Genomic DNA, 23,000 nt, shown 5'->3' on the forward strand with positions numbered 1-23,000 from the left:
CTCTTCCTTAATATGCACGCAGAGTTTTGAATACCGATGCCAGCTTGCTGGCGTCTTTTATGCCCGGTTGGGACTCTACGCCTGAATTGAAATCGAGGCCGGCGCAGCCGGTTTTGGCCGCTTCCACACAATTATCGGGGCTTAATCCCCCCGCCAGCAGGACATTGTCCAGCGCTTCTCCACGCAGCAGCGACCAGTCGAAGCGCTGTCCCGTACCGCCCTGACCGTTGTCGAGCACGTATTTATCAACATGATTCAGGTTACGCGCGGGCAGGGTGTCACCGACGCTCTGCGCTTTCCAGATCTGAACCTGAGGCGCCAGAACATGTCGCAGAGCATCGATATACGTCTGATCTTCGTCGCCATGCAGCTGGACCGCGCTCAGGGATAACGCGTCCGCTTTTGCCGCAATGTCGGTGATATCCGCATTGCGGAATACGCCCACATAGCTGAGTGGGGCAGCCGCAATCACCCTGCGCGCCTGCTCTTCATTAACCGCGCGAGGAGAGGACTCAACAAAGATCAGCCCGCCATAGATGGCGCCCGCTTCATACGCGGCCTGCGCATCCTGTTCGCGGGTCAGGCCGCAGACTTTGTTCTCACCCAGCAGCACGCGGCGCACCGCCGCATTGAGGTCGTCATGTTCCATCATGGCGGAGCCAATCAGGAAACCGTTAGCAAAGTGGCTCAGCTCGCGCACCTGAGCGTAGCGGTTAATGCCGGATTCGCTGATCACCGTGACGCCCGCGCCCAGACGCGGCGCAAGCTGGCGCGTGCGGTCCAGGTCAATCGACAGGTCGCGCAGATCGCGGTTGTTAATGCCGACCACTTTCGCCTCCAGCGCGATGGCGCGCTCCAGCTCCTCTTCGTTGCTCACTTCGGTCAGCACGCCCATGTTCAGGCTATGCGCGACGGCGGAGAGCTGGCGATACTGCTCGTCGTCGAGCACGGAGAGCATCAGCAGGCAGGCATCGGCCTGATAAAAACGCGCCAGCCAGATCTGATATGGGTCGATAATAAAGTCTTTGCACAGAATCGGCTGCGGCGCGATGCCGCTGACGACGGGCAGAAAATCAAAGCTGCCCTGGAAATATTTTTCATCCGTCAGCACGGAGATGACAGACGCATGATGCTTGTAGATACCGGCAATACGCGCCGGGTCGAAATCGTCACGGATCACACCCCTGGACGGAGACGCTTTTTTACACTCCAGAATAAACGCAGTGCGCGCGCCCCGGAGGGCATCATAGAAACGACGGCTGCTCGGCACGACGTCATTCTGGAAACTGGCAAGCGGCTGCTGTTGCTTGCGGGCTTCCACCCAGATGGCCTTATCGGCGACGATTTTCGCTAAAACGGTCTGCATTATTTACCCTCTTGCCGCAAGTGCGGTAACGCGATCGTAAGCTGCACCGGAGCGCAGTACGTCCAGAACTTTTTGGGCGTTGGCTTTCAGATCTTCCTCGCCATGTAAACGCATCAGCATGGCAACGTTGGCCGCCACGGCGGCCTCATGGGCAGCCTCACCTTTACCTTGTAATAAGCGCGTGAGAATGTCACGGTTTTCTTCCGGCGTACCGCCAGCCAGCGCATCCTGATGATACGGGGTCAACCCGAAGTCAGCGGCATCAAGCTGATAGTTCAGCACTTCACCGTTATTCAGTTCGGCCACCAGCGTGGGCGCATGCAGAGAAACCTCATCCATTCCGCCGCTATGTACCACGGCGGCACGTTTGTAACCCAGAACGCGCAGCGTCTCGGCAATCGGCAGCACCAGCTCCGGGCTGTAAACGCCAATCAGCGCCAGCGGCGGGTGCGCCGGATTAATGAGTGGACCGAGCACGTTAAACAGCGTGCGGGTTTTAAGCTGCTGGCGAACCGGCATCGCGTGGCGGAAACCGGTGTGGTACTTCGGCGCAAACAGGAAGCAGACGCCAAGATCATCCAGCGCTTCACGGGAACGCTCGGCGTTCATGTCCAGGTTGATGCCGAAAGCGGCCAGCAGGTCGGACGATCCGGACCGGCTGGAGACGCTGCGGTTGCCGTGCTTGGCCACCTTCAGGCCGCATGCCGCCGCCACAAAGGCGCTGGCGGTCGAAATGTTGATGCTGTTGCTGCCGTCGCCACCGGTCCCGACGATATCCGCAAACTGGTAGTCCGGACGCGGGAACGGGGCGGCATTTTCCAGCAGCGCGGTGGCCGCACCGGCAATCTCCTGCGGGCTTTCGCCGCGAACTTTCATGCTCACCAGCGCAGCGGCCAGCTGCTCAGGCTTCAGCTCGCCCCGCACGACGGCGGAGAAAAGCTGGTGGCTCTCCTGCTGGCTCAGGGTCTGGGCCTGATACAGTTTTTCCAGAATCGGTTGCAGGGTATTGGTCTGCTCCAGCTTTTGCAGCGCCCAGTCGAGCGTTTGCTCCAGCAGGCGCGCGCCGTTGGACGTCAGGATAGATTCCGGGTGGAACTGCATCCCGCAGACGCGATCCGCATCGTGACGCACCGCCATCACCATTCCTTCAAACGAGGCGTTGATGGTCAGCCCGGCCGGAATATTGCTGCCGACAAGCGAGTGGTAACGCGCCACCGGAAGCGGGTTCGGCAGTCCGGCAAACATCGCCTGACCGTCATGTTCAATGCTCGATGCTTTACCATGCAGGATCTCACCCGCCTGACCCACGTAACCGCCGTAAGCTTCGACAATCGCCTGATGACCGAGGCAGATACCGATAATCGGCAGCTTGCCACGCATGCGTGTCAACAGCTCAGGCATACAGCCCGCTTCGCTCGGCGCGCCTGGGCCCGGGGAGAGCATCAGCACCGGGTTTTGCATGGTCGCCAGACGGTCAATCAGCGTCTGAGCCGGAACGTGGTTGCGATAGATAACAACGTTATGACCATTCGCACGCAGCTGATCTGCCAGGTTGTAGGTGAAGGAGTCGATATTATCGAGCAGCAGAATGTCAGCCATCAGAAAATCTCCTGTGCATGGTGTGCGGTAGCAATGGCGCGCAGTACCGCGCGTGCTTTACTGCGGGTTTCGTCAGCTTCAGACTGCGGAACAGAATCAAGAACAATCCCGGCCCCGGCCTGGACGGTAGCAATGCCGTCCTCAACGTAGGCGGAGCGGATCACGATGCAGGTATCAAGATCGCCGTGAGCGGTGAAATAGCCCACCGCACCACCGTAGCTGCCGCGACGGCGTCCTTCCGCTTCGGCAATCAGCTGCATGGAGCGCACCTTCGGCGCGCCGCTCAGGGTGCCCATATTCATGCAGGCGCGGTAGGCGTGCAGAACGTCGAGGTCGTGGCGCAGCTCACCGACCACGCGGGAAACCAGATGCATGACGAAGGAGTAGCGGTCAACTTTGGTCAGATCCGCCACGTAACGGCTGCCCGGCGTGCAAATTCGCGCCAGATCGTTACGCGCCAGGTCAACCAGCATCAGGTGCTCGGACAGCTCTTTGTGGTCGGTACGCATTTCCAGTTCGATGCGGCTGTCGAGATCGCGGTCCAGGGAACCATCGGCACGACGGCCGCGTGGACGGGTGCCCGCAATCGGGTAGATCTCAATCTGTCGGCTGGTGGCGTCGTACTTCAGGGAGCTTTCCGGGGACGCGCCAAACAGCGTGAAGTCATTGTCCTGCATAAAGAACATGTACGGGCTTGGGTTGCTCTTTTTCAGCACATCGTAAGCCGCCAGCGGCGACGGGCAGGGCAGTGAGAAGCGACGGGACGGCACCACCTGGAAAATTTCCCCGGCGCGAATCGCTTTTTGCATCTGACGTACCACCGCACCGTATTGATCGTCGGTCTGACTTACCTCGCAGGTCATCTCCTCAATGCGCTGCACCGGCAGCGCGGGCGGTGCTTCCGACATCTGCTGTTGCAGTTGCGCGATGCGCTGCTCAAGGCGGTTTTTCTCAGACCCCGACGGAGTGAACAGGCTGGCCTGGATGCGGGTATATTTTTTCTGATGGTCGATCACCAGCAGGGTTTCGGCCAGGTAGAAGCAGTAGTCCGGGCAGCGGTTCCCCTGCTCGGTTGCCGGTAAATCTTCAAAGCCGGCTACCAGGTCGTAAGCAAACAGCCCGCCAAAGAACATCGCTTCGCGCTCATCTTCCGGCACGGTGACCAGATTTTGCAGCAGGCGGAAGGCATCGAAAACGGACAGCGAGCAGAGGCGGGCATCTTCATCCAGCAGCTGGCTCACCGGCGGGAAATGCAGAATACGCAGGTCCGGGTGCCGTTCATTTTCAATGCCTGAAGGCAGCGCCGCATCCAGCAGCGGCAGCAGCGACGCGCCATTGTCAGACAACGCCTTGATGGTGACGGTGTCACCTAACGCGGTAATGCGCAGCGCGCTGTCAACCAGCAGCAGGCTTTTGAGGTCGTCCTTGCTGTCGATATCCGCAGACTCCAGCAGCAGCGTCGCGGGACGTGCGCCGCACACCTGATGAAACAGCGCGGTAGGGTTATGGCGATAGGCCGCCTCGCAGGTCAGCAGTTCGAGGTGTGGTTTGGCTGTTTGCATGTTGTTGTTCTCATATTTTGTTCAAAAAAAAGCCCGCTGGGTAGCGGGCGGGTATCTGTTTGCATTTCGCAGACGCGTGACACTGCCCGAAGATCAGGAAGTACGCCACCAACCGTGCAGAGCGAAATGTGCTGTCATTTTCAGATACCTTTCTCGTGTGAACTTGCGTACTAGTTAACTAGTTCGATGGCGTGTTGTCAACCCCTGATTTCAGTATTTCATAGTAAGTCGGTATCATAGGGGTTTCGGATGTCTCCAGACTGTTATGGGAAGTGCTTTGAGCGATACCACCTACGCCGTAATTTATGATTTACACAGCCATACGCAGGCTTCAGATGGCCTGCTGACGCCCGAAGCCCTGGTCCATCGCGCCGTTGAAATGCGAGTCGGCACGCTGGCAATAACCGATCACGACACAACCGACGCCATCCCCGCCGCGCGTGCGGAGATTGCCCGCAGCGGACTGGCGCTAAATCTCATACCCGGGGTTGAGATCTCCACGCTCTGGGAAAACCACGAAATTCATATCGTTGGCCTGAACATCGATCCTGAACATCCGGCAATGTGTGCTTTTTTGCAAGAACAAAAAGCACGCCGCAATCAGCGCGCGGAGATGATCGGCGAACGTCTTGAGAAGGCGCATATTCCCGGTGCGCTGGAAGGCGCGCGTAAGCTCGCGAACGGCGGGGCGGTAACGCGCGGCCATTTCGCCCGTTTTCTGGTTGAAGCCGGTAAAGCGACGACCATGGCGAATGTTTTTAAAAAGTATCTGGCGCGCGGGAAAACCGGATACGTTCCCCCCCAGTGGTGTACAATAAAACAAGCTATTGATGTCATTCATCATTCTGGTGGTAAGGCCGTACTGGCCCATCCGGGGCGGTATAATCTTTCTGCTAAATGGCTGAAAAGGCTGCTGGCGCACTTTGCCGAATGCGGCGGTGAGGCGATGGAAGTTGCCCAGTGTCAGCAGGCTCCCAATGAGCGTTCGCAGCTTGCGACCTACGCCCGCCAGTTTGGCCTGCTTGGGTCACAGGGTTCAGATTTTCATCAGCCCTGCGCGTGGATTGAACTGGGGCGCAAGCTCTGGTTACCTGCGGGCGTTGAGCCTGTCTGGCAGCTCTGGGAACAGCCACAGCAAATTGAAGAGAGGGAAGTATGAGTCAGTTTTTCTATATCCATCCGGATAACCCGCAGCCACGCCTGATTAATCAGGCTGTGGAAATCGTCCGCAAAGGCGGCGTAATTGTCTACCCAACCGATTCCGGCTACGCGCTGGGCTGTAAAATCGAAGACAAAGGGGCGATGGAGCGTATCTGTCGCATCCGTCAGCTGCCGGACGGCCACAACTTTACCCTGATGTGTCGCGACCTCTCCGAGCTGTCGACCTACGCGTACGTCGACAACGTGGCCTTTCGTCTGATCAAAAACAACACGCCGGGTAACTACACGTTTATCCTGAAAGGCACGAAAGAGGTGCCGCGCCGGCTGTTGCAGGAAAAACGCAAAACCATCGGGATGCGCGTGCCGTCTAACCCGATCGCCCAGGCGCTGCTGGAAACCCTCGGCGAGCCGATGCTCTCCACATCGCTGATGCTGCCGGGGAGTGAATTTACCGAGTCCGACCCGGAAGAGATCAAAGATCGTCTGGAGAAGGTGGTGGAGCTGATTATTCACGGCGGGTATCTCGGCCAGCAGCCGACCACCGTGGTGGATCTCACCGAAGATGCGCCAGAAGTCATTCGTGAAGGCGTGGGCGATGTTAAGCCTTTCTTGTAAGGGTGTAAGCAGATATACTACGCGGCCATCAAAGCAGGGCGCTGCCCTGTTTTTGACCTGATTCGACGCCTGTGAAGGCGACACCTGAGGAAGCTCAATGAGCGAGAAGTTACAGAAAGTGCTGGCGCGCGCCGGCCACGGTTCGCGCCGTGAAATCGAAGCCATTATTGAAGCAGGCCGCGTGAGCGTGGACGGCAAAATTGCCACGCTCGGCGACCGCGTAGAAATCGTACCGGGGCTGAAGATCCGCATTGACGGCCATCTTATCTCCGTGAAAGAGTCTGCTGAACAGATCTGTCGCGTACTGGCTTATTACAAGCCGGAAGGCGAACTGTGTACCCGCAACGACCCGGAAGGCCGCCCGACGGTCTTTGACCGTCTGCCAAAACTGCGTGGCGCCCGCTGGATTGCCGTGGGGCGTCTGGACGTGAACACCTGCGGCTTGCTGCTTTTCACCACCGATGGTGAACTGGCAAACCGCCTGATGCACCCGAGTCGTGAAGTGGAGCGTGAATACGCCGTGCGGGTCTTCGGCCAGGTTGATGAGAACAAACTGCGCGATCTGTCGCGTGGCGTTCAGCTTGAAGACGGCCCTGCGGCGTTCAAAACCATCAAGTTTACCGGTGGTGAAGGCATTAACCAGTGGTACAACGTGACCCTGACAGAAGGACGTAACCGCGAGGTTCGTCGTCTGTGGGAAGCGGTAGGCGTACAGGTGAGCCGACTGATCCGCGTCCGCTATGGCGACATTCTGCTGCCTAAGGGTCTGCCACGCGGCGGGTATACCGAACTGGATCTGACCCAGACCAACTACCTGCGCGATTTGGTTGGCCTGACGCCAGAAACCACCTCGAAAGTGGCGGTGGAAAAAGATCGTCGTCGCATGAAGGCAAATCAGATCCGCCGTGCGGTGAAGCGTCACAGCCAGGTCAGCAGCAATCGCCGCTCTGGCAGCCGCAATAACAACGGCTAATCGAAAAGCCCGGTAAAGATACCGGGCTTTTTTCTTTAGTAATCAATCCCCATCTGCGCTTTGATACCCGCATCGAACGCATGCTTAACCGGACGCAGCTCGCTGACGGTATCTGCAATCTCCAGAATATCCCGATGACACCCGCGCCCCGTGACGATCGCCGTCTGGTGTGCAGGACGATTTCTGAGCGCCTCCAGCACGGCTTCCAGCGGCAGGTAGTCATAGGCCACCATATAGGTGATCTCATCCAGCAACACCATATTCAGCGTCGGGTCAGAGAGCATTCTTTTGGCATGCTCCCAGACGGCGAGGCAGGCTGCGGTATCCGTTTCCCGGTTCTGGGTATCCCAGGTGAAACCCGTCGCCATAACCTGGAACTCAACGCCATGCGGTTCGAGTAGATTACGCTCGCCGTTGGGCCATTCCCCCTTGATAAACTGGATCACGCCCACTTTCTGCCCATGACCAACGGCGCGGGTGGTGGTACCGAAGGCGGCTGTGGTTTTGCCTTTGCCGTTACCGGTGAACACGATGAGGATCCCGCGTTCGTCCTGGGCGGCGGCCACACGTGCGTCAACCTGTTCTTTCAGACGCTGCTGGCGCTGCTGATGACGGTCTTCACTCATTGCGATATCCCCGGTTTGCGGCCTGGCTGTGCATCGAAGGTCATCCCGGTTTTACGACGGCTGTCGTCACCCATCAGCCACAGGTAAAGGGGCATGATATCGGCCGGGGTTTTAAGCTTCTGCGGATCTTCTGTGGGGAACGCGCTGGCACGCATTTTGGTGCGCGTTCCGCCAGGGTTAATGCAGTTTACCCGCAAATGGCGGTTTTGATACTCTTCAGCCAAGACCTGCATCATCCCTTCGGTGGCAAATTTTGAGGCTGCGTAAGCTCCCCAGTTCGCACGGCCCTGACGACCTACGCTCGAGGAGGTAAACACCAGCGAGCCGGAATCTGATTTGAGTAATAAAGGAAGCAAGGCCTGGGTCAGGAAAAACGTCCCGTTGACGTTAACCTGCATCACCTGCTGCCAAATCTCCGGATCCTGTTCATCCATCGGGCGCACTTCGCCCAGCAATCCCGCGTTGTGCAGCACGCCGTCAAGACGGGGATAATGCGTGCTGATGCGCTGGGCAAGGGCCTGACATGACGCTGGCGTGCAGGTCAGCAGATCGAGCGTATACCAGGGCGTGGGCGTACCGCCGGCGTCTTCGATTTCACGGGCAACGGATTTTAGCTTTTCTTCATTACGTCCCAGCAGAATAAGGCTCGCACCGTATTCAGAATAGGTCAGCGCCGCTTCGCGACCAATCCCGTCGCTGGCACCGGTAACCAGAATGATGCGGTTCTGTAGAAGGTTTTTTTGTGGCTGATAATGCACGGTGGCTCCTCAGGCGCATTGAGCGTGACTTGCACCTTTATTTATGACTTTTCGGCTTTATGCCCGAAACAGCGTCAGAATTCAATCAGTCTACAGGACAGAACGCTGGGAAATTAACAATTTGCAAAGATTTAAACCAGAACAGGGGGATTCCTGAAGCCGCCTCGCAGAGGTAATGTCCAGAGCGAGACGCCCGCGCAGGGCTGTTGTACACTGGCGTGAAAGATTCGTGGTTAAATCAAGGTGGACGCGTGGAATTACTTTCTCAATATGGGTTGTTTTTGGCGAAAATCGCGACGGTGGTTATTGCTATCGCGGTGATTGCCGCTCTGATTGTCAACCTGAAGCAGCGTAAGCGTCAGCGTGGTGAGTTACGCATTACCCGCCTGAGCGAGCAGTATAAAGAGATGCAGGAGGAGATGTCTCTGGCGCTGCTGGACGATCACCAACAGAAGCTGTGGCTAAAAGCCCAGAAGAAAAAACATAAGCAGGAAGCCAAAGCGGCGAAGGCGAAAGCGAAGCTCGCCGCGCCGCAGGCTGATGCAAAGCCGCGCGTTTATGTGCTCGATTTTAAAGGCAGCATGGACGCGCATGAAGTCTCCTCTTTGCGCGAAGAAGTGACGGCGGTACTGGCGGTGGCGACACCGCAGGATCAGGTTGTAGTACGCCTTGAAAGCCCCGGCGGCGTCGTGCATGGGTATGGACTGGCGGCATCGCAGTTACAGCGTCTGAGTGATAAACAGATCCCGCTCACCGTAGCGGTAGATAAAGTCGCGGCGAGCGGCGGTTACATGATGGCGTGCGTGGCGGATAAAATCGTCGCAGCACCTTTTTCAATTATCGGCTCGATTGGGGTGGTCGCGCAGATCCCTAACTTCAATCGTTTCCTGAAAAACAAAGAGATCGATATCGAACTGCATACGGCGGGTCAGTACAAACGTACGCTCACGCTGCTCGGCGAGAACACCGAAGAGGGTCGGCAGAAGTTCCGTGAAGATCTGAACGAAACCCACCATCTGTTCAAAGATTTCGTGCACCGCATGCGCCCAACGCTGGACATTGAGCAGGTAGCTACGGGTGAACACTGGTACGGCACGCAGGCGCAGGAGAAAGGGCTGGTGGATGAAGTGGGCACCAGCGACGATCTCCTGATAAACCTGATGGAAGGCCGTGAGCTGGTGGGGGTGCGCTTCACCCGTCGTAAGCGCCTCCTCGACCGTTTTACCAGTAGTGCGGCAGAAAGCGCGGATCGCCTGCTGCTGCGCTGGTTGCAGCGCGGTCAAAAGCCGTTGCTCTAAAGAAAAACGCGAGGCATATGCCTCGCGTTTTTACTTTTAATCGACCAGGTGATACTTCTCTGAGAGGGCATGCGCCAGGTATTTGAACATGTTAAATACGGCGGTGCTTTTCGGGGTTGGCAACCCCTGTTCATCAAGGAAATATTCACCGCTGAACACCAGCACGCCATTACGCTGTTCCACGCCAGTCGCTTCGATCCCCGCCAGGGTGTCTTCATGGTCGCGAATGAGTTTGTTTGCTTCGATAAGCAGAGAAGCTCGGTCAATGGGTTGGGTCGTTTTCTGCATATTCCACTCCTTAAACAGTGACAATAGTCTACGCCTGGGTCGCTTCAGGGGCAAATTTTCCCTGTTATCCGAGGGGATAAGGAAAGGGGATTGGCTGGCGGGAATTGCTTTTGCATGCTAATAAAGTTGCGTAACGAATTTTATCAGGTACAGTGTGCGCTTTCGTCATTCTGGCAACAGAATTGCTTGACATTCGACCGGGAATTCGTCACGAATGAACTTTGATGTGAGAAAAATACCCGAAAACTCAATGACCTGGATGTCGCCATTCTGACGTTCGGTAAGACATAGGGGTTGATATCCCCTGACGACGTCGCAATATCAATGGCTCGTCGTCAGCGGAAGGGAAATCAACGTGCGGCGTATTCCTGGAAGAATTAAATTAGGTAAAGGTGAATATGGGTAAAGCTCTCGTCATCGTTGAGTCCCCGGCAAAAGCCAAAACGATCAATAAATATCTGGGCAATGACTACGTGGTTAAGTCCAGCGTTGGTCACATTCGCGATTTGCCGACCAGTGGCTCAGCCAGCAAAAAGAGCGCAGACTCTACCTCCACCAAAGGGGCTAAAAAGCCTAAAAAGGATGAACGTAGCGCGCTTGTCAACCGCATGGGTGTTAACCCATGGCACAACTGGGATGCACAATACGAAGTGCTGCCAGGCAAAGAAAAAGTCGTTAACGAGCTGAAGCAGCTTGCTGAAAAAGCAGACCACATTTATCTCGCAACCGACCTTGACCGCGAAGGGGAGGCCATCGCATGGCACCTGCGGGAAGTGATCGGGGGTGATGACAAACGCTACAGCCGCGTAGTGTTTAACGAAATTACAAAGAATGCGATTCGTCAGGCGTTTGAAAAGCCGGGTGAACTGAATATCGACCGCGTCAACGCTCAGCAGGCGCGTCGCTTTATGGACCGCGTTGTAGGCTACATGGTCTCGCCTCTGCTGTGGAAAAAGGTCGCGCGCGGCCTGTCTGCGGGGCGCGTGCAGTCCGTGGCCGTTCGTCTGGTTGTTGAACGCGAACGCGAAATCAAAGCGTTCGTCCCGGAAGAGTTCTGGGAAGTGGATGCCAACGTCACCACGCCGGGCGGCGATGCGCTGCCGTTGCAGGTGAGCCACCACAACGACAAGCCGTTCCGTCCTGAAAATCGCGACCAGACCATGGCCGCCGTGGCGCTGCTGGAAAAAGCGCGTTATCAGGTTCTGGATCGTGAAGACAAACCGACCAGCAGCAAGCCTGGCGCACCGTTTATCACGTCAACGCTCCAGCAGGCGGCAAGCACGCGTCTGGGTTACGGCGTTAAGAAAACCATGATGATGGCCCAGCGTCTGTATGAAGCGGGTTACATTACCTACATGCGTACTGACTCCACCAACCTGAGCCAGGACGCTGTCAGCATGGTGCGCGGCTATATCGAGGATAACTTCGGTAAGAAATACCTGCCGGACAGTCCTAATCAGTACGCCAGCAAAGAGAACTCTCAGGAAGCGCACGAAGCGATTCGTCCTTCTGACGTTTCCGTCCTGGCCGAATCGCTGAAGGATATGGAAGCGGACGCGCAGAAGCTGTATCAGCTGATCTGGCGCCAGTTCGTTGCCTGCCAGATGACGCCAGCGAAATACGACTCCACCACGCTGACCGTTGGTGCGGGTGATTTCCGCCTGAAGGCGCGCGGTCGTATCCTGCGCTTCGACGGCTGGACAAAAGTGATGCCTGCGCTGCGCAAAGGTGATGAAGACAGAACGCTGCCTTCCGTCAACAAAGGGGACGAGCTGTCGCTGGTCGATCTGGTCCCGGCTCAGCACTTCACCAAGCCGCCTGCGCGTTTCAGCGAAGCATCGCTGGTAAAAGAGCTGGAAAAACGCGGCATCGGTCGCCCGTCTACCTATGCGTCAATCATTTCGACCATTCAGGATCGTGGATACGTTCGCGTTGAGAACCGTCGTTTCTATGCTGAAAAAATGGGTGAGATTGTCACCGACCGTCTGGAAGCTAACTTCCGTGAGCTGATGAACTATGACTTCACCGCGCAGATGGAAGACAGCCTCGATGAGGTTGCCAGCCATAAGGCCGAGTGGAAGAAAGTTCTCGACAGCTTCTTCAGCGATTTTACCAGCCAGCTTGAGAAAGCTGAGAAAGATCCTGAAGAAGGCGGCATGCTGCCTAACCAGATGGTGCTCACCAGCATCGACTGCCCAACCTGTGGCCGTAAAATGGGGATCCGTACTGCAACAACGGGCGTATTCCTCGGTTGTTCTGGTTATGCACTTTCTCCAAAAGAGCGCTGCAAAACCACCATCAACCTCGTGCCGGAGAACGAAGTTCTCAACGTGCTGGAAGGGGACGATGCGGAAACCAACGCGCTGCGCGCCAAACGCCGCTGTAAGAAATGCGGCACGGCGATGGACAGCTATCTGATCGATCCGAAACGTAAGCTGCACGTTTGCGGTAATAACCCGACCTGCGACGGTTATGAGATCGAAGAAGGCGAGTTCCGCATTAAGGGCTATGACGGTCCGGTCGTGGAGTGTGAGAAATGTGGTTCCGAAATGCACCTGAAAATGGGACGCTTCGGTAAGTACATGGCATGTACCAACGACGACTGTAAAAATACGCGTAAGATCCTGCGTAACGGTGAAGTTGCGCCGCCGAAAGAAGATCCGGTTCCGCTTCCGGAGCTGCCGTGCGAAAAGTCAGACGCCTATTTCGTCCTGCGTGACGGCGCTGCCGGGGTGTTCCTGGCCGCTAACACCTTCCCGAAATCGCGCGAGACTCGCGCGCCGCTGGTCGAAGAGCTGTACCGCTTCCGCGACCGTCTGTCGGAGAAACTGCGTTACCTGGCCGATGCGCCACAGCAGGATCCGGAAGGCAACAAAACCGTGGTGCGTTTCAGCCGTAAAACGAAGCAGCAGTATGTGGCGGCAGAAAAAGAGGGTAAAGCGACCGGATGGTCAGCCTTCTTTGTTGACGGTAAATGGGTTGAAGGCAAAAAATAATCTTCGCTTACCGTAACTTACCTGTGAAAGGGCCGGATCTCCGGCCCTTTTTTATTACCTCGTTATTATTTTTTGTTCCGTACTATACAGCCTGGCTATAAATGATATAGTGGTTATAGTTAACCCGTTTCTTATTATTAAATCGTCTTAAGCGATTGTCGCGTGCGTTAAATCGGATGGTCTGGCATGAAATTACAGCAGCTTCGCTATATCGTTGAGGTCGTTAATCACAACCTCAACGTCTCTTCCACCGCAGAAGGCCTTTATACCTCGCAGCCCGGCATCAGCAAGCAGGTGCGTATGCTCGAGGATGAGCTGGGTATTCAGATATTTGCCCGCAGCGGTAAGCACCTGACGCAGGTCACGCCGGCAGGACAGGAAATTATCCGCATTGCGCGGGAAGTGCTTTCCAAAGTTGATGCCATTAAATCCGTTGCAGGGGAACACACCTGGCCGGATAAAGGCTCACTGTATATTGCTACCACGCACACCCAGGCGCGTTACGCGCTTCCCGGGGTGATTAAAGGTTTCATTGAACGCTATCCCCGCGTTTCCCTGCATATGCATCAGGGATCGCCGACACAAATTGCCGAGGCCGTGTCCAAAGGTAATGCCGATTTTGCCATCGCGACGGAAGCCCTTCATCTGTACGATGACCTGGTTATGCTGCCGTGCTACCACTGGAACCGCTCCATTGTCGTGACCCCTGACCATCCGCTGGCGGGGAAGGGCGAAGTGACAATAGAAGAACTGGCGCAGTACCCGCTGGTGACCTATACGTTCGGTTTTACGGGCCGTTCTGAGCTGGACACCGCTTTTAACCGCGCCGGATTAACGCCTCGGATTGTCTTCACCGCGACGGACGCGGACGTCATAAAAACCTACGTGCGTCTGGGTCTGGGCGTGGGGGTTATTGCCAGCATGGCGGTGGATCCTGTCTCAGACCCGGATCTGGTGCGTCTGGATGCGCATGATATCTTCAGCCACAGCACCACCAAGATTGGTTTTCGTCGCAGCACGTTCCTGCGCAGCTATATGTATGATTTTATTCAACGCTTCGCGCCCCATTTAACGCGTGACGTGGTAGATACGGCCGTAGCGTTACGCTCCAACGAAGATATTGAAGAGATGTTTAAAGACATCAAACTTCCCGCCAAATAATCACATCCGGTATCTTTCTCCTGCGGAAAGATACCGCCATTCCTCTTTAAGCTAAATTAGAATTAACCTCATTTGCGCCGACTGTCATATATCGTCATAACCCATTTGATGATTGGGGTTTTACTGTCGCAAATTTGCGACAAAAGTAGAAACTAATTTACAGGTGTGCAAATTATTCTTTTCAATTATTTATTTCTGGTCAAAAGATTGAATTTTTCCCAGGCCCAGATGCGTAAATTCACTGGCTTTTCGGCTAAAGTTTCTTTAGGATTTATCTCATCAGATGATTACTTGTGCCAATTGTTTGGTCTCTAAATGATAAGCGATGTCGATTGTATGAGGTTAGCAATGCCGTCAGGAAGTGAAGAACCGCAAAGGGATCCCGCGCTTAAGCGTAAAGCCTGGCTGGCGGTCTTTCTTGGCTCTGCCCTGTTCTGGGTGGTGGTTGCTCTCCTTGTCTGGAAATTCTGGGGTTGAATATGGTCATGACGGTGCGTACGGAAGTGCGAAAAGAGATATGTCAGCTTCGTGACAATGCTCACAAAGCGCGCAAGGTGCCAGCAACCAGCGTGCCAGCCTCCTGGAAACTGACGCCACAACAGCAGGCCTTTATTGATGTGTTCGCGGAAGACGAGCCCAAAAAACAATAATTTTGCTTTTTGCGTAATGATGCAAATAGTCTGAATAAAGACTGTGCGCTTTTGTACTCTTTAATAAATACACATCAGCAATATAGATCGAGGGCAGACCTCGGAACCTCAAATAATTAAAGACTGGTGTCCCTATGACAAATAACATGACAACCGTAAAATACTGGTCATGGCTCGGCGTATTCTCAGCGTCGATCCTCTTCTGGTGTCAGCTTATCTGGCTGGCTCTCCACTAAATCGTAAAACCTCGCCACGGCGGGGTTTTTTGTTTTATCCCTCGCGTTGGACCATTCCGAAATTTATCAATTTGGGTTGTTATCAAAACGTTACGACATCTTTGTGTTATCTTTAATTACAGCCCTGATGATTGTCAGGACATCCCTGTTTTTAAGGAGGAGCTTATGTCGTTAACCCTACGCGAAGCCAGTAAGGACACGTTACAGGCGGAAAATAAAACCTGGCACTACTACAGCTTACCGCTGGCTGCCAGGACGCTTGGGGACATTTCGCGGTTACCCAAGTCGTTGAAAGTCTTACTGGAAAACCTCTTGCGCTGGCAGGATGGCAACTCCGTTACCGAGGAGGATATCCAGGCTCTGGCAGGGTGGCTTAAGAATGCACATGCAGACAGAGAAATTGCCTATCGCCCGGCCAGGGTGCTGATGCAGGACTTCACCGGCGTGCCGGCGGTTGTGGATTTGGCCGCCATGCGTGAAGCCGTCAAGCGTCTCGGGGGCGATACCGCTAAGGTTAATCCACTCTCCCCCGTAGACCTCGTCATCGACCACTCCGTCACCGTCGACCACTTCGGTGACGACGATGCTTTCGGCGAAAACGTCCGCCTGGAAATGGAACGTAACCATGAACGCTATGTATTCCTTAAATGGGGTCAGCAGGCGTTCAGCCGCTTCAGCGTCGTTCCACCGGGCACCGGAATTTGCCACCAGGTGAACCTGGAATATCTTGGTAAAGCCGTCTGGAGTGAATTGCAGGATAAGGCGTGGGTTGCGTACCCGGATACGCTGGTGGGCACCGACTCTCACACGACCATGATTAATGGCCTCGGCGTACTGGGCTGGGGCGTGGGCGGTATCGAAGCGGAAGCGGCCATGCTTGGCCAGCCGGTATCGATGCTCATTCCCGATGTGGTGGGCTTTAAGCTCACCGGTAAGCTGTCCGAAGGCATTACCGCCACGGATCTGGTCCTGACGGTCACCCAGATGCTGCGTAAGCATGGCGTGGTTGGTAAATTCGTTGAATTTTATGGCGATGGCCTGGATTCTCTGCCGCTGGCGGACCGCGCCACCATCGCCAATATGGCACCGGAATATGGCGCAACCTGCGGCTTTTTCCCGATTGATGGCGTAACGCTTGAGTATATGCGTCTCAGCGGTCGCAGCGAGGAGCAGGTTGCCCTCGTCGAGGCTTACACTAAAGCGCAGGGCATGTGGCGTAACCCGGGCGACGAGCCGGTATTTACCAGTACGCTGGAGCTGGATATGGGCACCGTCGAGGCAAGCCTCGCAGGGCCGAAACGTCCTCAGGACCGCGTCGCGCTGAGCAACGTACCGAAAGCTTTTGCCGCCAGCAATGAGCTGGAGGTCAATGCCGCGCAAAAAGATCACCGTCCGGTGGACTACGTGATCAACGGGCATCAGTATCAACTCCCTGACGGCGCCGTGGTCATCGCCGCTATCACCTCCTGTACCAACACGTCCAACCCGAGCGTGCTAATGGCCGCCGGACTGCTGGCGAAAAAGGCGGTCGAGCTGGGGCTCAAGCCACAGCCGTGGGTGAAAGCGTCTCTGGCGCCGGGCTCGAAAGTGGTGTCTGATTATCTGGCGCAGGCCAGACTCACGCCTTATCTCGACGAGCTGGGCTTTAACCTGGTGGGCTATGGCTGTACCACCTGTATCGGTAACTCGGGTCCACTGCCTGAACCTATTGAAGTGGCGATCAAGCAGGGCGATTTGACCGTTGGCGCGGTGCTTTCCGGTAACCGAAACTTTGAAGGGCGTATTCATCCGCTGGTGAAAACCAACTGGCTGGCCTCGCCGCCGCTGGTTGTGGCTTACGCTCTGGCCGGAAACATGAACATTAACCTGGCGACCGATCCGATTGGTCACGATCGCAAGAATGAACCGGTCTATCTGAAAGACATCTGGCCATCATCGCGTGAAATTGCGCGTGCGGTCGAGAAAGTCTCCACCGAGATGTTCCGCAAAGAGTATGCGGAAGTGTTTGAAGGGACGCCGGAGTGGAAAACGATCGACGTGGTGGGGTCCGATACCTATGACTGGCAGGATGATTCCACCTATATCCGCCTGTCGCCATTCTTCGATGAGATGCTGGCAGAGCCCGCACCGCTGAAGGATATTCAGGGTGCGCGGATACTTGCGATGCTGGGGGATTCCGTCACGACTGACCATATCTCCCCGGCGGGAAGCATCAAGGCGGATAGCCCTGCGGGACGTTATCTGCAAAGCCGGGGCGTGGAGCGACGTGATTTTAACTCCTACGGCTCGCGTCGCGGGAACCACGAAGTGATGATGCGCGGGACTTTTGCCAACATCCGCATTCGTAATGAAATGGTGCCTGGCGTGGAAGGGGGCATGACGCGCCACCTGCCGGATACGGAGGTCATTTCAATTTATGACGCTGCCGTGAAGTATCAGCAGGAGGGGACGCCGCTGGCCGTGATTGCCGGGAAAGAGTACGGCTCCGGCTCCAGCCGCGACTGGGCTGCGAAAGGTCCGCGTCTGCTGGGGGTTCGCGTGGTCATTGCCGAATCCTTTGAGCGTATTCACCGTTCAAACCTGATCGGGATGGGGATCCTGCCGCTTGAGTTTCCGCAGGGCGTGACGCGTAAAACGCTGGGGCTGAACGGGGAAGAGCAGATTGATATCAGCGGTCTGCAAAACCTGCAACCGGGTAAAACGGTGCCCGTGAAGTTAACGCGTGCAGACGGTCGAACGGAGGTGCTGGAGTGCCGGTGTCGCATTGATACCGCAACAGAACTGACCTATTACCAGAACGACGGCATTTTGCATTATGTGATTCGTAAGATGCTGGACTGATAAAACTCGCCCGGCAGACGTGCCGGGCGTTTTGCGATTACTCGCTCAGCAGATGGCCCATTTTGGCGGCTTTGGTATCGAGGTAGTGCGCGTTTTTCGGGTTGCGGCCAACAATCAGCGGCACGCGCTCAACGATGTTGATGCCCGCTTCAGTAAGGATCTCTACTTTTTTCGGGTTGTTGGTCAACAGACGCACTTCGTCCACGCCCAGCAGCTTGAACATATCCGCGCACAGGGTGAAATCGCGTTCGTCAGCAGCAAAGCCGAGCTGATGGTTGGCTTCGACCGTATCGTAGCCCTGATCCTGCAACGCATAGGCGCGGATTTTATTCAGCAGCCCGATATTGCGTCCTTCCTGGCGGTGATAAAGCAGTACGCCACGGCCTTCCTCTGCGATATGAGAAAGGGCGGCTTCGAGCTGGAAACCGCAGTCACAGCGCAGGCTGAACAGCGCGTCACCGGTCAGACACTCTGAATGAACGCGAGACAGTACCGGCGTCTGTCCTGAAATGTCACCGTATACGAGCGCGACGTGATCTTGTCCGGTTGCCAGTTCTTCAAAACCCACCATCAGGAAATCGCCCCATGGGGTTGGCAGTTTGGCTTCTGCCACACGTTTAAGCTGCATGTGATTCTCCAGAGAAGGCTGACACGTTTCGTGCCTGTGCCCCATTTTGCTTTCTGTATTCGCCTATTTTGCCACAAGCCCGGCAACTTCACCTAATCACCACCACGCTATACGGACGTTAAACGCACGATCCGACATATCCACCAGAATGATGAAATTCAGTTATGATTGTGGTGCTTAGTCAAAAAGGAGAGGACATGCTTTCAATTGCCAGACGTACGGCCGCCGGGGCCGCCGTATTGCTTGTTATACCCCTTGTCGTTTGGTTCTCCGGCTGGAAGTGGCAGCCTGGACATAACGAGACATGGCTGAAAGCCTTATACTGGATAACCGAAACGGTTACCCAGCCGTGGGGGATTATTACGCATGTGCTGCTCTGTGCATGGTTTCTGTGGTGCCTGCGCTTTCGCCTTCGCGCGGCGCTGGTGCTGTTTGCCATTCTCGGTGGCGCCATTCTTGTGGGGCAGGGCGTGAAGTCATGGGTGAAGGTTCGCGTGCAGGAGCCCCGTCCCTTTGTTGTCTGGCTGGAAAAAACGCACCATATTCCGGTAGATGAGTTCTACACTTTAAAGCGTAAGGATCGCGGGGCGCTGGTGAAAGAACAGCTTGCGGAACAGCAGGATATCCCGGCCTTTTTACGCAAACACTGGCAAAAAGAGACCGGCTTTGCCTTTCCTTCCGGTCATACAATGTTTGCTGCCAGCTGGGCGTTACTCGGCGTGGGGCTTCTGTGGCCGCGTCGGCGTACCCTCACGATTGCGATTTTGCTTGTCTGGGCGACAGGCGTAATGGGCAGCCGAATGCTGCTCGGGATGCACTGGCCGCGCGATTTGGTGGTGGCAACGCTGATCTCGTGGATACTGGTGACGCTGGCGACCTGGCTTGCACAACGTTTTTGTGGACCACTGATGCCGCCGCCGCAAGAGGAGCAAGAAATAGCCGAAAGGGAGTCTGGCGGAACCTGAAGGTTGATATTCCGCAATTTGACCATAAATCCATGAAGGGCGCGTCACTTTTTCCATTTCGCGCCCGCCACTAAAATGGTAGCTTATAAGGCTGATTGCAGTGAGTTGAACACGCTTTATACGCTCGAACCACATAACGGGAAGTCATGTGAAATATTTACTCATTTTCTTACTGGTACTGGCGATTTTTGTCATTTCAGTCACATTGGGCGCGCAAAACGATCAACAGGTCAGTTTCAACTATCTGCTGGCGCAGGGCGAGTACCGGGTGTCGAGCCTGCTGGCCGTGTTGTTCGCAGCGGGTTTTGTCATTGGCTGGCTCGTATGCGGCCTGTTCTGGCTTAAGGTTCGTGTTTCTCTTGTTCGCGCTGAACGTAAAATTAAACGACTTGAACATCAACTTACGCCTGCGACTGACATTCCGGCGAGCTCTGGTGTGCCGGTAGTCAAGGAATAATCGAATATGCTGGAGTTGTTGTTTCTGCTTTTGCCTGTCGCCGCAGCCTATGGCTGGTATATGGGCCGCAGAAGCGCGCAACAAACAAAACAGGATGAAGCAAACCGACTCTCCCGTGACTACGTTGCGGGGGTGAACTTCCTGCTGAGCAATCAGCAGGATAAAGCGGTCGATCTGTTCCTCGACATGCTCAAAGAGGATACCGGCACCGTAGAGGCGCATCTCACCCTGGGAAACCTGTTCCGCTCGCGCGGAGAGGTTGACCGTGCCATCCGTATCCACCAGACCCTGATGGAAAGCGCGTCGTTGACCTATGAGCAACGCTTGCTGGCCGTGCAGCAGTTGGGCAGAGATTACATGGCGGCGGGGCTTTACGATCGCGCTGAAGACATGTTCTCCCAGCTGGTGGATGAGACCGATTTCCGTATCGGTGCGCTTCAGCAGCTTCTGCAAATCTACCAGGCTACCAGCGACTGGCAAAAAGCGATTGATACCGCAGAACGGCTGGTCAAACTCGGCAAAGACAAACAGCGCGTTGAGATTGCCCACTTTTACTGCGAGCTGGCCCTTCAGCAAATGGGTAGCGATGACATGGATAAAGCCATGGCATTGCTCAAGAAAGGCGCCGCGGCCGATCGCAACAGCGCCCGCATCTCGATCATGATGGGGCGGGTCTTTATGGCAAACGGTGATTACGCTAAAGCGGTGGAAAGCCTGCTTCGCGTTATCGATCAGGACAAAGAGCTGGTCAGCGAAACGCTGGAAATGCTGCAAACCTGCTATCAGCAGTTAGGTAAGCAGGATGAATGGGTTGCGTTTTTGCGCCGCTGCGTTGAAGAGAACACCGGGGCTACCGCCGAGCTTATGCTGTCCGACGTCGTCGAACAGCACGAAGGGAGTGATACCGCCCAGGTGTATATTACCCGTCAGTTGCAGCGCCATCCGACGATGCGCGTCTTCCACAAGCTGATGGATTACCACCTTAACGATGCAGAAGAAGGACGCGCTAAAGAGAGCCTGATGGTGCTGCGTGACATGGTGGGCGAGCAGGTGCGGAGTAAACCGCGCTATCGCTGTCAGAAATGTGGCTTCACCGCTTACTCGCTCTACTGGCATTGCCCTTCATGCCGTGCGTGGTCCACCATTAAGCCAATCCGTGGTCTGGACGGGCAGTGAATTTTTTAAAACACCTCACTTTAGTTACAACATACTAATGGGTGCATCCATTCCGTCAGCACCGTGCGGTCTGTGGTTCAGCAGGAAAAGCATTCGATTCTGTTCATTTATGCCGATGGCAGGTAGAATGCACGCCGTTTATCTGTTCCGCGCCGCTGTGCGCCCATAGACGAAAAGGGCTGGTCATGACGTCTGTTACTTCCTCCACTTCCCGCGTAGTTACCGATTCTCCCGTTGTTGTTGCTCTGGATTACAATAACCGTGACGCCGCACTGGCCTTTGTTGATGGTATTGATCCCCGTGATTGCCGTCTGAAAGTCGGCAAAGAGATGTTTACGCTGTTCGGTCCGCAAATCGTTCGCGATCTGCACCAGCGTGGTTTCGACGTTTTCCTCGACCTGAAATTTCACGATATTCCTAATACCACTGCGCACGCCGTTGCTGCGGCGGCTGAACTGGGAGTGTGGATGGTTAACGTTCATGCTTCCGGCGGGGCACGGATGATGACAGCGGCGCGCGAAGCGCTGATGCCGTTTGGCAATGATGCACCGCTTCTGATCGCCGTCACCGTCCTGACCAGTATGGATGAATCCGACCTGCGCGACCTGGGTGTGACGTTGTCACCTGCCGAACATGCGGAGCGTCTCGCCCGCCTCACGCAACAGTGTGGCCTTGATGGGGTGGTCTGTTCCGCTCAGGAGGCGGTTCGCTTCAAAACTGAGTTAGGCCGCGACTTTAAGCTGGTGACGCCGGGTATTCGTCCGGCGGGCAGTGAGTCAGGAGATCAGCGACGCATCATGACGCCAGAGCAGGCGCTGAGCGCGGGTGTAGACTATATGGTGATTGGTCGCCCGGTGACGCAATCTGCTCATCCGGCAGAGACCCTGAAAGCGATTAATGCATCACTGAAAAAGGGGGCATAATGCGTGACGCCAACAGTCGTCTGGTCTATTCAACGGATACCGGGCGCATCGAAGAGCCAAAAGAAAAAGCGGAACGCCCGAAAGGCGACGGCATCGTGCGGATCCAGCGCCAGACCAGCGGCAGAAAGGGCAAAGGCGTTTGCCTGGTCACCGGCGTCGATCTGGATGATACAGAGCTGGTAAAACTCGCCGCTGAGCTTAAAAAGAAATGCGGATGCGGTGGGGCAGTGAAAGACGGCATTATTGAAATTCAGGGCGATAAACGCGATTTAATTAAATCGCTGCTGGAAGCCAAAGGCATGAAAGTCAAACTGGCGGGCGGCTAAAATAAATGAGCCACGGACATTGCCGTGGCTCTTTTTTTTACGTGCGTAAGTCAGACCTGAAAATACAAAATATATTATTATACCGGTGAGAACCGTTATGGTGATTATTTGCCCACCTGGTGACCGATAACACCACCTACGGCAGCACCACCTAACGTACCCAGCGTACTACCATCCGTTAACACTGCACCACCAAGCGCACCAGCACCGGCACCAATTGCAGTGTTACGGTCACGTTTAGACCAGTTAGAGCAGGCGCTCAGGGACATTGCTACAGTGATTGCCAGAACAGCGGCGGCTAATTTTTTGCTGGTAAAGGTCATAATACTTTCTCCTGAATTATCGATTCACGGAAAGGAATGCATATTAAGTATAGACAATATTCATACTTAAAT

Annotated in this window: 24 protein-coding genes and 1 other annotated feature; of the genes, 15 read left to right on the plus strand and 9 right to left on the minus strand. The window is 55.4% G+C overall.

Going from position 1 to position 23,000, the window contains the following annotated elements; translation table 11 throughout:
- Nucleotides 1–7: 7 nt before the first annotated feature.
- The 4 genes from trpCF to trpL all read right to left on the minus strand — a co-directional run bounded on the left by trpCF (nucleotide 8) and on the right by trpL (nucleotide 4,665).
- Complete coding sequence (trpCF, locus tag IM300_RS18460; protein WP_193037731.1) at nucleotides 8–1,366, minus strand: bifunctional indole-3-glycerol-phosphate synthase TrpC/phosphoribosylanthranilate isomerase TrpF; 1,359 nt, start codon at nucleotides 1,364–1,366, stop codon at nucleotides 8–10.
- A 3-nt stretch (nucleotides 1,367–1,369) separates the two neighbouring features.
- On the minus strand, nucleotides 1,370–2,965 hold the full coding sequence (gene trpD, locus IM300_RS18465; protein ID WP_063452266.1) for a bifunctional anthranilate synthase glutamate amidotransferase component TrpG/anthranilate phosphoribosyltransferase TrpD: 1,596 nt from the start codon (nucleotides 2,963–2,965) through the stop codon (nucleotides 1,370–1,372).
- Nucleotides 2,965–4,527: an anthranilate synthase component 1 gene (locus tag IM300_RS18470; RefSeq protein WP_193037733.1), complete on the minus strand. Its 1,563-nt coding sequence runs from the start codon at nucleotides 4,525–4,527 to the stop codon at nucleotides 2,965–2,967. Before IM300_RS18470 ends, trpD begins: the two co-directional genes overlap by 1 nt.
- Before the next feature lie 23 nt (nucleotides 4,528–4,550).
- Nucleotides 4,551–4,644, minus strand: a sequence feature (Trp leader region).
- Complete coding sequence (trpL, locus tag IM300_RS18475) at nucleotides 4,621–4,665, minus strand: trp operon leader peptide (RefSeq protein ID WP_071524153.1); 45 nt, start codon at nucleotides 4,663–4,665, stop codon at nucleotides 4,621–4,623. Its footprint overlaps the feature before it by 24 nt.
- Nucleotides 4,666–4,804: 139 nt before the next feature.
- Between trpL and rnm the strand changes: the two genes are divergently transcribed.
- The 3 genes from rnm to rluB all read left to right on the plus strand — a co-directional run bounded on the left by rnm (nucleotide 4,805) and on the right by rluB (nucleotide 7,276).
- A complete protein-coding gene (rnm, locus tag IM300_RS18480; RefSeq protein ID WP_193037735.1) occupies nucleotides 4,805–5,686 on the plus strand; it encodes an RNase AM in 882 nt (293 codons plus the stop codon).
- The gene (locus IM300_RS18485; RefSeq protein WP_003856793.1) at nucleotides 5,683–6,303 is read left to right on the plus strand and encodes an L-threonylcarbamoyladenylate synthase; all 621 of its coding nucleotides are present in this window, start codon (nucleotides 5,683–5,685) and stop codon (nucleotides 6,301–6,303) included. The genes rnm and IM300_RS18485 overlap by 4 nt, the downstream gene beginning before the upstream one ends.
- Before the next feature lie 97 nt (nucleotides 6,304–6,400).
- Nucleotides 6,401–7,276 (plus strand): 23S rRNA pseudouridine(2605) synthase RluB, encoded by an 876-nt coding sequence (gene rluB / locus IM300_RS18490; protein WP_003856794.1) that lies wholly within the window; start codon nucleotides 6,401–6,403, stop codon nucleotides 7,274–7,276.
- A 35-nt stretch (nucleotides 7,277–7,311) separates the two neighbouring features.
- Here rluB and cobO read toward each other — a convergent pair whose 3' ends face one another.
- Nucleotides 7,312–7,902, minus strand: coding sequence for a cob(I)yrinic acid a,c-diamide adenosyltransferase (gene cobO, locus IM300_RS18495; RefSeq protein WP_193037737.1), 591 nt, complete (start codon nucleotides 7,900–7,902; stop codon nucleotides 7,312–7,314).
- Complete coding sequence (locus IM300_RS18500; protein ID WP_063866557.1) at nucleotides 7,899–8,660, minus strand: YciK family oxidoreductase; 762 nt, start codon at nucleotides 8,658–8,660, stop codon at nucleotides 7,899–7,901. The genes cobO and IM300_RS18500 overlap by 4 nt, the downstream gene beginning before the upstream one ends.
- Before the next feature lie 251 nt (nucleotides 8,661–8,911).
- Between IM300_RS18500 and sohB the strand changes: the two genes are divergently transcribed.
- Nucleotides 8,912–9,958 carry a protease SohB gene (sohB, locus tag IM300_RS18505; RefSeq protein WP_193037739.1) on the plus strand — a complete coding sequence of 349 codons (1,047 nt, stop codon included), beginning with the start codon at nucleotides 8,912–8,914 and terminating at the stop codon, nucleotides 9,956–9,958.
- Between the two features lie 36 nt (nucleotides 9,959–9,994).
- Here the strand turns inward: sohB and IM300_RS18510 are convergent, their stop codons facing one another.
- The gene (locus IM300_RS18510; protein WP_063452272.1) at nucleotides 9,995–10,246 is read right to left on the minus strand and encodes a YciN family protein; all 252 of its coding nucleotides are present in this window, start codon (nucleotides 10,244–10,246) and stop codon (nucleotides 9,995–9,997) included.
- A 398-nt stretch (nucleotides 10,247–10,644) separates the two neighbouring features.
- On the opposite strand from IM300_RS18510, the gene topA reads away from it, so the two are divergent.
- The 6 genes from topA to acnA all read left to right on the plus strand — a co-directional run bounded on the left by topA (nucleotide 10,645) and on the right by acnA (nucleotide 18,130).
- Nucleotides 10,645–13,242 (plus strand): type I DNA topoisomerase, encoded by a 2,598-nt coding sequence (gene topA, locus IM300_RS18515; protein WP_193037741.1) that lies wholly within the window; start codon nucleotides 10,645–10,647, stop codon nucleotides 13,240–13,242.
- A 186-nt stretch (nucleotides 13,243–13,428) separates the two neighbouring features.
- Nucleotides 13,429–14,403, plus strand: coding sequence for an HTH-type transcriptional regulator CysB (cysB, locus tag IM300_RS18520; RefSeq protein ID WP_006810844.1), 975 nt, complete (start codon nucleotides 13,429–13,431; stop codon nucleotides 14,401–14,403).
- Between the two features lie 336 nt (nucleotides 14,404–14,739).
- Nucleotides 14,740–14,880, plus strand: a complete 141-nt coding sequence (locus IM300_RS18525; RefSeq protein WP_216636322.1) for a YmiA family putative membrane protein — start codon at nucleotides 14,740–14,742, stop codon at nucleotides 14,878–14,880.
- Between the two features lie 2 nt (nucleotides 14,881–14,882).
- Nucleotides 14,883–15,053 carry a hypothetical protein gene (locus IM300_RS18530; RefSeq protein WP_063866560.1) on the plus strand — a complete coding sequence of 57 codons (171 nt, stop codon included), beginning with the start codon at nucleotides 14,883–14,885 and terminating at the stop codon, nucleotides 15,051–15,053.
- A gap of 134 nt (nucleotides 15,054–15,187) precedes the next feature.
- Nucleotides 15,188–15,289: a small membrane protein YmiC gene (gene ymiC, locus IM300_RS22715; protein ID WP_063452276.1), complete on the plus strand. Its 102-nt coding sequence runs from the start codon at nucleotides 15,188–15,190 to the stop codon at nucleotides 15,287–15,289.
- Nucleotides 15,290–15,454: 165 nt separating this feature from the next.
- Nucleotides 15,455–18,130, plus strand: coding sequence for an aconitate hydratase AcnA (gene acnA / locus IM300_RS18535; RefSeq protein ID WP_193037743.1), 2,676 nt, complete (start codon nucleotides 15,455–15,457; stop codon nucleotides 18,128–18,130).
- A gap of 37 nt (nucleotides 18,131–18,167) precedes the next feature.
- Here acnA and ribA read toward each other — a convergent pair whose 3' ends face one another.
- The gene (ribA, locus tag IM300_RS18540; protein WP_013096372.1) at nucleotides 18,168–18,758 is read right to left on the minus strand and encodes a GTP cyclohydrolase II; all 591 of its coding nucleotides are present in this window, start codon (nucleotides 18,756–18,758) and stop codon (nucleotides 18,168–18,170) included.
- Nucleotides 18,759–18,955: 197 nt separating this feature from the next.
- Between ribA and pgpB the strand changes: the two genes are divergently transcribed.
- The 5 genes from pgpB to yciH all read left to right on the plus strand — a co-directional run bounded on the left by pgpB (nucleotide 18,956) and on the right by yciH (nucleotide 22,605).
- The gene (pgpB, locus tag IM300_RS18545) at nucleotides 18,956–19,723 is read left to right on the plus strand and encodes a phosphatidylglycerophosphatase B (RefSeq protein WP_193037745.1); all 768 of its coding nucleotides are present in this window, start codon (nucleotides 18,956–18,958) and stop codon (nucleotides 19,721–19,723) included.
- Between the two features lie 148 nt (nucleotides 19,724–19,871).
- Complete coding sequence (locus IM300_RS18550) at nucleotides 19,872–20,180, plus strand: LapA family protein (protein WP_006810839.1); 309 nt, start codon at nucleotides 19,872–19,874, stop codon at nucleotides 20,178–20,180.
- Between the two features lie 6 nt (nucleotides 20,181–20,186).
- The gene (gene lapB, locus IM300_RS18555) at nucleotides 20,187–21,356 is read left to right on the plus strand and encodes a lipopolysaccharide assembly protein LapB (protein ID WP_063452279.1); all 1,170 of its coding nucleotides are present in this window, start codon (nucleotides 20,187–20,189) and stop codon (nucleotides 21,354–21,356) included.
- 185 nt (nucleotides 21,357–21,541) lie between these two features.
- Nucleotides 21,542–22,279, plus strand: a complete 738-nt coding sequence (pyrF, locus tag IM300_RS18560; protein WP_063866563.1) for an orotidine-5'-phosphate decarboxylase — start codon at nucleotides 21,542–21,544, stop codon at nucleotides 22,277–22,279.
- Nucleotides 22,279–22,605 (plus strand): stress response translation initiation inhibitor YciH, encoded by a 327-nt coding sequence (yciH, locus tag IM300_RS18565; protein WP_107535471.1) that lies wholly within the window; start codon nucleotides 22,279–22,281, stop codon nucleotides 22,603–22,605. Before pyrF ends, yciH begins: the two co-directional genes overlap by 1 nt.
- Before the next feature lie 104 nt (nucleotides 22,606–22,709).
- Here the strand turns inward: yciH and osmB are convergent, their stop codons facing one another.
- The gene (gene osmB / locus IM300_RS18570; RefSeq protein WP_017384212.1) at nucleotides 22,710–22,928 is read right to left on the minus strand and encodes an osmotically-inducible lipoprotein OsmB; all 219 of its coding nucleotides are present in this window, start codon (nucleotides 22,926–22,928) and stop codon (nucleotides 22,710–22,712) included.
- Between the last annotated feature and the right edge of the window lie 72 nt (nucleotides 22,929–23,000).

Source organism: Enterobacter cloacae complex sp. I2 (assembly GCF_014896205.1).
GTDB classification, from domain to species: Bacteria; Pseudomonadota; Gammaproteobacteria; order Enterobacterales; family Enterobacteriaceae; genus Enterobacter; species Enterobacter quasihormaechei.